Source organism: Bradyrhizobium hipponense (genome assembly GCF_008123965.1).
In the GTDB taxonomy this organism is placed as follows: domain Bacteria; phylum Pseudomonadota; class Alphaproteobacteria; order Rhizobiales; family Xanthobacteraceae; genus Bradyrhizobium; species Bradyrhizobium hipponense.
This window is the reverse complement of the sequence record NZ_VSTH01000127.1, coordinates 85,796-92,600: the sequence shown is the minus strand read 5'-3', so window position 1 is coordinate 92,600 and position 6,805 is coordinate 85,796. Positions and strand designations below refer to the sequence as shown.

At 63.9% G+C, this 6,805-nt stretch carries 8 protein-coding genes; 4 read left to right on the top strand and 4 right to left on the bottom strand.

Annotation, left to right across the window (positions count from 1 at the left end; translation table 11 throughout):
• Nucleotides 1-256: hypothetical protein (locus FXV83_RS31805; protein ID WP_148743530.1), on the bottom strand; the 256-nt coding region annotated here is incomplete at its 3' end.
• Between the two features lie 136 nt (nucleotides 257-392).
• Between FXV83_RS31805 and FXV83_RS31800 the strand changes: the two genes are divergently transcribed.
• Both FXV83_RS31800 and FXV83_RS31795 read left to right on the top strand, forming a co-directional pair.
• Nucleotides 393-731, top strand: coding sequence for a hypothetical protein (locus tag FXV83_RS31800; RefSeq protein WP_148743529.1), 339 nt, complete (start codon nucleotides 393-395; stop codon nucleotides 729-731).
• A gap of 211 nt (nucleotides 732-942) precedes the next feature.
• Nucleotides 943-1,227, top strand: coding sequence for a hypothetical protein (locus tag FXV83_RS31795; RefSeq protein ID WP_148743528.1), 285 nt, complete (start codon nucleotides 943-945; stop codon nucleotides 1,225-1,227).
• A 79-nt stretch (nucleotides 1,228-1,306) separates the two neighbouring features.
• On the opposite strand, the gene FXV83_RS31790 is transcribed toward FXV83_RS31795, so the two are convergent.
• Both FXV83_RS31790 and ettA read right to left on the bottom strand, forming a co-directional pair.
• Complete coding sequence (locus tag FXV83_RS31790; RefSeq protein ID WP_148743527.1) at nucleotides 1,307-2,533, bottom strand: lytic murein transglycosylase; 1,227 nt, start codon at nucleotides 2,531-2,533, stop codon at nucleotides 1,307-1,309.
• A gap of 7 nt (nucleotides 2,534-2,540) precedes the next feature.
• Nucleotides 2,541-4,190, bottom strand: coding sequence for an energy-dependent translational throttle protein EttA (ettA, locus tag FXV83_RS31785; protein ID WP_148743526.1), 1,650 nt, complete (start codon nucleotides 4,188-4,190; stop codon nucleotides 2,541-2,543).
• A 234-nt stretch (nucleotides 4,191-4,424) separates the two neighbouring features.
• Between ettA and FXV83_RS31780 the strand changes: the two genes are divergently transcribed.
• Together FXV83_RS31780 and FXV83_RS31775 are read left to right on the top strand one after the other, a co-directional pair.
• Entirely contained in the window at nucleotides 4,425-4,640 is a 216-nt protein-coding gene (locus FXV83_RS31780) for a hypothetical protein (RefSeq protein ID WP_148743525.1), read from the top strand.
• Nucleotides 4,641-4,770: 130 nt separating this feature from the next.
• Nucleotides 4,771-5,733 (top strand): D-2-hydroxyacid dehydrogenase family protein, encoded by a 963-nt coding sequence (locus FXV83_RS31775; protein ID WP_148743524.1) that lies wholly within the window; start codon nucleotides 4,771-4,773, stop codon nucleotides 5,731-5,733.
• Nucleotides 5,734-5,737: 4 nt separating this feature from the next.
• On the opposite strand, the gene FXV83_RS31770 is transcribed toward FXV83_RS31775, so the two are convergent.
• Nucleotides 5,738-6,706, bottom strand: coding sequence for an NAD-dependent epimerase/dehydratase family protein (locus FXV83_RS31770; protein WP_148743523.1), 969 nt, complete (start codon nucleotides 6,704-6,706; stop codon nucleotides 5,738-5,740).
• Nucleotides 6,707-6,805: the final 99 nt, after the last annotated feature.

Genomic DNA, 6,805 nt, shown 5'->3' with positions numbered 1-6,805 from the left:
CGTCACCACCTCCGCAATCCCCGCCACCGCCGCTATCGCCACTGCCGCTGTCGCTCGAGCTTGCCGAGCTATCACTCGAAAACCAGCTTCCCAGCGAGAACCCGTCACTCGTCGAATAGCTGCTGTCGTCGCCATCCCCGCCCGCGCCGGCACGCGAGCGCCGCTGGCTGCGGTTCTGGAGATGGGTGATCCAGCCATAGCCAATTGCGGAGACGATCCCAGCCGCAATCAGGGTATTCACCAGCATGCTGCCCATCGTCGTCTCCCAGGCGGGACTGCCTTTTTGTATTAGTTGGTCGGCCCACCAAAGGTGCCGTTCATTGATCATTCAAACGAAGTGTGGAACTCTGGCCGCAAGAGTTCCGCGGTCCCGCGTGAGAAAGGTCAAGACCATGAAGAAATCACTCCTGGCGGCCGCTGCAGCCGCCATGCTGGCCCTTTCGGCAGCAGGACCCGCCCACGCACAGCGCGGCGTTGCTGCAGGCGTGGCCGCCGGGATCATCGGCGGCGCCATTGTCGGCGGTGCATTGGCGTCCCCGTATTATTACGGACCCGGTCCCGGCTATGCGTATGGTCCGGGTTATGGCCCCGGCTACTACCCGCCCCGCTACTACGCGCCGGGTCCCGGCTACGTCGCCGACGACTATTACGGCGACGGCTGTGTCTGGCAGAAGCAGCGCTTCTGGGATGGCTATGCCTGGCGCGTCCGTCGCGTCAGAGTCTGTGGCTGAGGCGCCCTAAGCCGGTTCATTACCGATGCGCCGTTCATCTCGGGGCCTGAAAAAGACCTCTTTTTCTCGTCACAGCTCCGTGTGCGTTTACCGTGGATTGACCATTTGCGCGCTTCCTAGCTGCAAGGCCAATTCCATCAGAGTGTGCGTGAACCTTTGAAACCCGGACGCTCCTAACAAGGGACGTCCATCTCCCAGGAGAGCCAAGAGCATGAAGAAGACTTTAGTTGCCGCCCTCACGGTCGCGACAGTCACCGCTTCGCTGGTGACGGTCACGCCGCCCGCAAACGCTGGTGACGGCGTCGGCGCAGGCATCGCGGCCGGCCTGATCGGCGGCGCCATCGTCGGCGGCGCCATCGCGTCGAGCCGTCCCGCCTATGGCGGCCCCGTCTATGTCGCCGAGCCCGGCCCGCCGCCCCCGCCCTGCTACTGGCAGCGTCAGCGTTACTGGGACGGCTACGGCTGGGTCGTTCGCCCGGTTCGCGTCTGCTACTGATCTGATCGCCGGGCGCACACGCGCCGCGATCGAAGCCCGGCCGAGCCTCTCGGCCGGGCTTTATTTTTGCGAGACACGCTCAGCGCGCAGCCTGGATCGACCGCAGCACCTCTTCGCTCGGCCAGCAATCGACCTTCAGCCCTGCCAATTTCTGATAGGCGCCGAGCGCGGCGCGGGTCTGCATGCCGGCCTTGCCGTCGATCTTGTCTTTGTAGAGCCCAATTCGGGTGAGTCCGCGCTGCATTGCCTCGACATCCTTCGTCCGCAGCTGCTTTGCGGCCGACCACGGCGACGCGAACGGCAGCGGGCTCGTCATGCGGTCGCTGAGATGGCCGACAAACAGCACATAGAGATCGGAGAAATTGTATTCCTTGATGACGAAGTAGTTCTTCGTAGTCAGGAACGACGGACCGTAAATTCCTTCCGGCTCCAACAGCGAGGCAGGCTGCGCCTGCTCGGCGGCGCTGAGGCGTTGCCCGCGCACCGGCACGAAGCCTTCGCGCAACCATTGGCCGATCGGCTTCGTCACTTCGGGCACGCCCATCGTGCAATCGACCTTGGCCGGCGCCTGCACCTCGTAGGCCCAGCGCACGCCGCTCTGCCAACCCTTGTTGACGAGCTGCTGCGCAGCTGAGGCCAACGCATCTGGCACCGAGTGCCAGATGTCGATGCGGCCGTCGCCGTCGAAATCGACGCCGTGATTGTAGTATTCCGACGGCAGGAATTGCGTGAGCCCGGTAGCGCCAGCCCAGGAAGAGCGCATGTCCTTGCGCGTCACCACGCCGTCGCCCAGGATCTTCAGCGCCAAGATGAACTCGTTGCGATACTGGTCCTTGCGCCGGCCGACATAGGCCTGCGTCGCCAACACGCGCACGAGATCATAAGGCAGCGTGTAACGGCCGTAATCGGTCTCGCGGCCCCAGATCGCAAGCATTACGGTCGCGGGCACACCGGAGGTCTTCTCGATCTCGTTAAGCGCAGGACGGTATTTTTGCAGAAGCCGCTGCCCTTCCGCGGCGAGACGCGCGATCGAGGCTTCCTTGACGTAGTCCGCCGGCACCTGCACGAACTCCGCTTGTGACGGCGCGCCGGTGGGAGGCCGCCCCGGCAGGATCAGATCGGGCAGCCTATAATCAGGCTCGAGCCCGCGCATCTGCTCGTCGAACGTGGCGCGGGACACGCCGGCCGCCTGCGCCTCTGGCCACAGCGAGGCAATGAATTGCTTGAAGGCGGCGTCGGCGGCGCGGGCGGGCGACCAACTGCACGTGACAACGATCACCGCAGCAATGAGCGCCCGTCGCATCATGCCGGAGTCACCGCGTCAGCTTCTTGTACTTCACGCGGTGCGGGATGATGCTGTCCTGGCCGAGACGGCGCATCTTGTCCTTTTCGTAATCCTGGAAGTTGCCCTCGAACCATTCGACGTGGCTGTCGCCCTCGAATGACAGGATGTGGGTCGCGATGCGGTCGAGGAACCAGCGATCATGGCTAATGATGACGGCGCAGCCGGCAAAATCCTCCAGCGCCTCTTCGAGCGCGCGTAGCGTATCAACGTCGAGGTCGTTAGTCGGCTCGTCGAGCAGCAGGACGTTGGCGCCGGACTTCAACATCTTGGCGAGATGCACGCGGTTGCGCTCACCGCCGGAGAGCGCGCCGACCTTCTTCTGCTGGTCGGCGCCCTTGAAGTTGAACGCCGAGCAATAGCCGCGCGAGTTCACTTCCTTCTTGCCGAGTAAGATCAGCTCGTTGCCGCCGGAGATCTCTTCCCACACGTTCTTGTTGCCATCGAGCGCGTCGCGCGACTGGTCGACATAACCGAGATGCACGGTCTCGCCGACCGTGATGGTGCCCTTGTCCGGAGTTTCCTGCTTGGTGATCATCTTAAACAGCGTGGTCTTGCCGGCGCCGTTGGGGCCGATCACGCCGACGATGCCGCCGGGCGGCAGCTTGAAGGTGAGATCGTCGATCAGGAGACGGTCGCCGAAGCCTTTGCTGAGGCCTTCGAAGTCGACGACGTTGGCACCGAGCCGCTCGGCGACGGGAATGATGATCTGCGCGGTCTGGGTCTGCTTCTCGCTCGCCTGCTTGAGCAGGTCCTCGTAGCGCTGGTAGCGCGCCTTGGACTTGGCCTGGCGGGCCTTCGGCGACGAGGCGACCCATTCCTGCTCGCGGGCGAGCGTCTTCTGGTGCGCGGCGTCCTCGCGGCCTTCCTGCTCGAGCCGCTTCTGCTTCTGCACCAGCCAGGACGAGTAATTGCCCTCGTAAGGAATTCCCTTGCCGCGGTCGAGCTCGAGAATCCAGCCCGTGACGTTGTCGAGGAAGTAGCGATCATGGGTGACGATCAGGATCGCGCCCGGATAATTGCGCAGATGGCCTTCCAGCCATGACACCGACTCGGCGTCGAGATGGTTGGTGGGCTCGTCCAGCAGCAACAGCTCGGGCTGGTCGAGCAGCAGCTTGCACAACGCGACACGGCGGCGCTCACCGCCGGAGAGCTTCGTCACGTCGGCATCGTCGGGCGGACAACGCAGCGCGTCCATGGCCTGGTCGACCTTGCTGTCGAGATCCCAGAGGCCCTGGGCCTCGATCTCGTCCTGCAGCTTCGTCATCTCGTCGGCGGTTTCCTCGGAGTAGTTCATCGCCAGCTCATTGTAGCGATCGAGGATGGCCTTCTGCTTGCCGACGCCCAGCATGACGTTCTCGCGCACGCTGAGCTTGGCATCAAGATGCGGCTCCTGCTCGAGATAGCCGACGCGGGCACCCTGCGCGACCCAGGCCTCGCCGTTGTACTCCTTGTCGAGGCCAGCCATGATCTTGAGCAGCGTCGACTTGCCCGAGCCGTTGACACCGAGCACGCCGATCTTGGCGTCCGGGTAGAAGCTCAGATTGATGTTGTCGAGCAGCTTGCGCGTCGGGTAGCTCTTGGTCAGATCCTTCATGAAATAGATGAACTGGCGCGCCATCGGTCCCGAAAACCTTCGATTTGAGGAAATTTGCCTGCCGCCGATGTAGCGATCCCGCCCCCAAAGGGCAATGTTTTCCATCCGTTCACCACGGATGAATACGGAACGGACACCATCCGGCCGCGGATCCGGACAATTGAAACCATCTTTTAATAAATCAGGCCAAAGCTCGCCTCAGCGCTGAAAAAAGCGCCACCCGCGCAGAACGGGTGGGGAGAACAGCGAGGCCGCATCATGGCTATGGTCGAGACCAATTCCTTTCCCGTTCCGGCAGAAGCCGGCCGCTCCGCCACGCTCGCCACCGAGCTCAAGACGTTCTGGACCCGCTTCTTCGCCACCGCCTTCAATCCCTACCGTCCGGAACTGCACTACATGCGCGGTCCCGGACCCGCTTGGCGCGCCAAGCACGGCATGGATACGGCGCTCCGGCTTAAGCCCCGCGATCTCTGAGCCGCTTTCCCCTATCGGATTTTTGAACACGCGAGCTGCTTGCGCGCAGCTCTGATTGTGCGCAACCATGGCCCGGTTCCGATGATGGCGCTCCGCTTGCGCCGTCCCCTCTCGCCATGGATGAATGCCGATGACGCGGCTGCGCTGTGCAATTCTCGACGACTATTTCAACCTCGCGCTCGATGTCGCCGACTGGTCGAAACTGTCCGACCGCGTCGATGTCACCGTGTTCAGCCACCCCTTTGCCTCCGAGCAGGCCGCGGCCGGCGCGCTTGGTGATTTCGAGATCATCTGCGCGATGCGCGAACGCACCGCATTTCCGAACAGCCTGTTCGAGACGCTGCCGAATCTGAAGCTGCTGTTGACCTCCGGCATGCGCAACGCCTCGATCGACATGGAGGCCGCGAAGGCCCGCAATGTGGCGATCGCCGGCACGCAATATTCCCGCGATCCGACCGCCCCGCTCGCCATGGGCCTGATCCTGGAGCTGACCCGCGGCATCGGCCGCGAGAATGCGCGCATGCATGCTGGCGAGCCCTGGCAGATCTTTGCTGGCACTGAGATCGAAGGCCGCACGCTCGGCGTCGTCGGGCTCGGCAAGCTCGGCAGCAAGATGGCGGGCATCGCGAAAGCGTTCGGCATGAACGTGATCGCCTGGAGCCCGAATTTGACGCCCGAGAAGTGCAAGGAGGTTGGCGTTGGCTATGCCAGCAAGGAGGAGCTGTTCGCCAAGGCGGATATCGTCACCATCCATGTCGTGCTGAGCGAGCGTTCGCGCGGACTGGTCGGAGCTGCGGATCTCGCGCGGATGAAGCCGACGGCCTTCCTCGTCAACACCGCGCGCGGGCCGATCGTGGACGAGGCGGCGCTGCTGGAGGTGTTGCAGCAGAAGAAGATCGCGGGCGCCGGCATCGACGTGTTCTCGGTCGAGCCGTTGCCCGTCGATCATCCGTTCCGCAAGCTCGACAACCTGGTACTGACGCCGCATCTCGGCTACGCGACCGAAGACGGCCTGCGCATCCATTACGGCCAGATGGTCGAGGCGATCGACGCCTGGACCAAGGGCCGCGAGCTGCCGCGGCGGCTCGCCTGACGCCTCAGGCGGCCGAGCGGTGGCTGGTGAGCTGCCTTGCCGCATCGGCAAAGCCGTCGCGCCAGGAGGCATGCGCCGGCAGCCAGCCGAGCTCCTTCTTTGCCTTGGCGTTGGATGCCCCGCGCACCTCTGTCATCATTGCCACCATATGTTCGCCCGCAAGCAGGCGCCCGAGCCAGGCGGGAATGTGACGCGGCGGCTTGGCACCAAGCAGTTCGGCCAGCGCGGGCAACCAGTTCTTCACTTGCGCCGGATGATCGTCGACGATGTTGTAGATGCTGCCCGCGCGTCCGCGTTCAACAGCGGCGAGCGTGGCGGAGGCGGCATCTTCGGTGTGAATGAACGACCACGTGCCGCCGCCATCGCCGATCACTGGCACACGCCGGTGCCGCAGCTGGTCGATCATCGCCGGCGAGAGCATGCCGGTGTCAGGTCCATAGAAGAATCCATAGCGCAGCACGACGCCCTCCGGCGTCGTTGATGCCGTGACGTTTCGCTCCAGATACCGGATTGCCTCGAGCGTGCGCTGCAGCTCTTGCGGCGGATGCAGGTCGAGTTCATCGGTCTCGGTCTTCACCGCTCCCCCGGTGCGGCTGAAGGTCCAGCCGCAGAAGCTTTGCGCGATGAACCGCCTGGCGCCGGCCTCGCGTGCGGCGGCGAGCAGAATGTCGGTTCCGCGCGTGCGGAGCTCGTTGGTTCGCGCGAAAGTCCGATCGAAGTGACGCAGGTCCGTGGCGGCCGCGAGATCCGTCATCTGGTGGATGACCACCTCGGGCTTTGCGGCAACGGCCGCCGCGCGCATGCCGTCGGCATCGAGGCCGTCGGCGACGACCGGCTCTGCACCCAACTGGCGCACAACGTCTGTTTTTGCCGCACTCCGTGTCGTGCCAATTACGGAATGACCCGCGGCGATCAGCGCCGGAACAAGATACTGCCCGACCGCGCCAGTCGCGCCCGCAACAAAGATGCGCATCGTGTGCTCCTCAATTCGTTGCAATCCTCTCGGACGTAATCGAGGTGCGGAGCCGTTCAAGTGAGCCATGCGTGTCAAATAATGACGGCGCGTGACCGA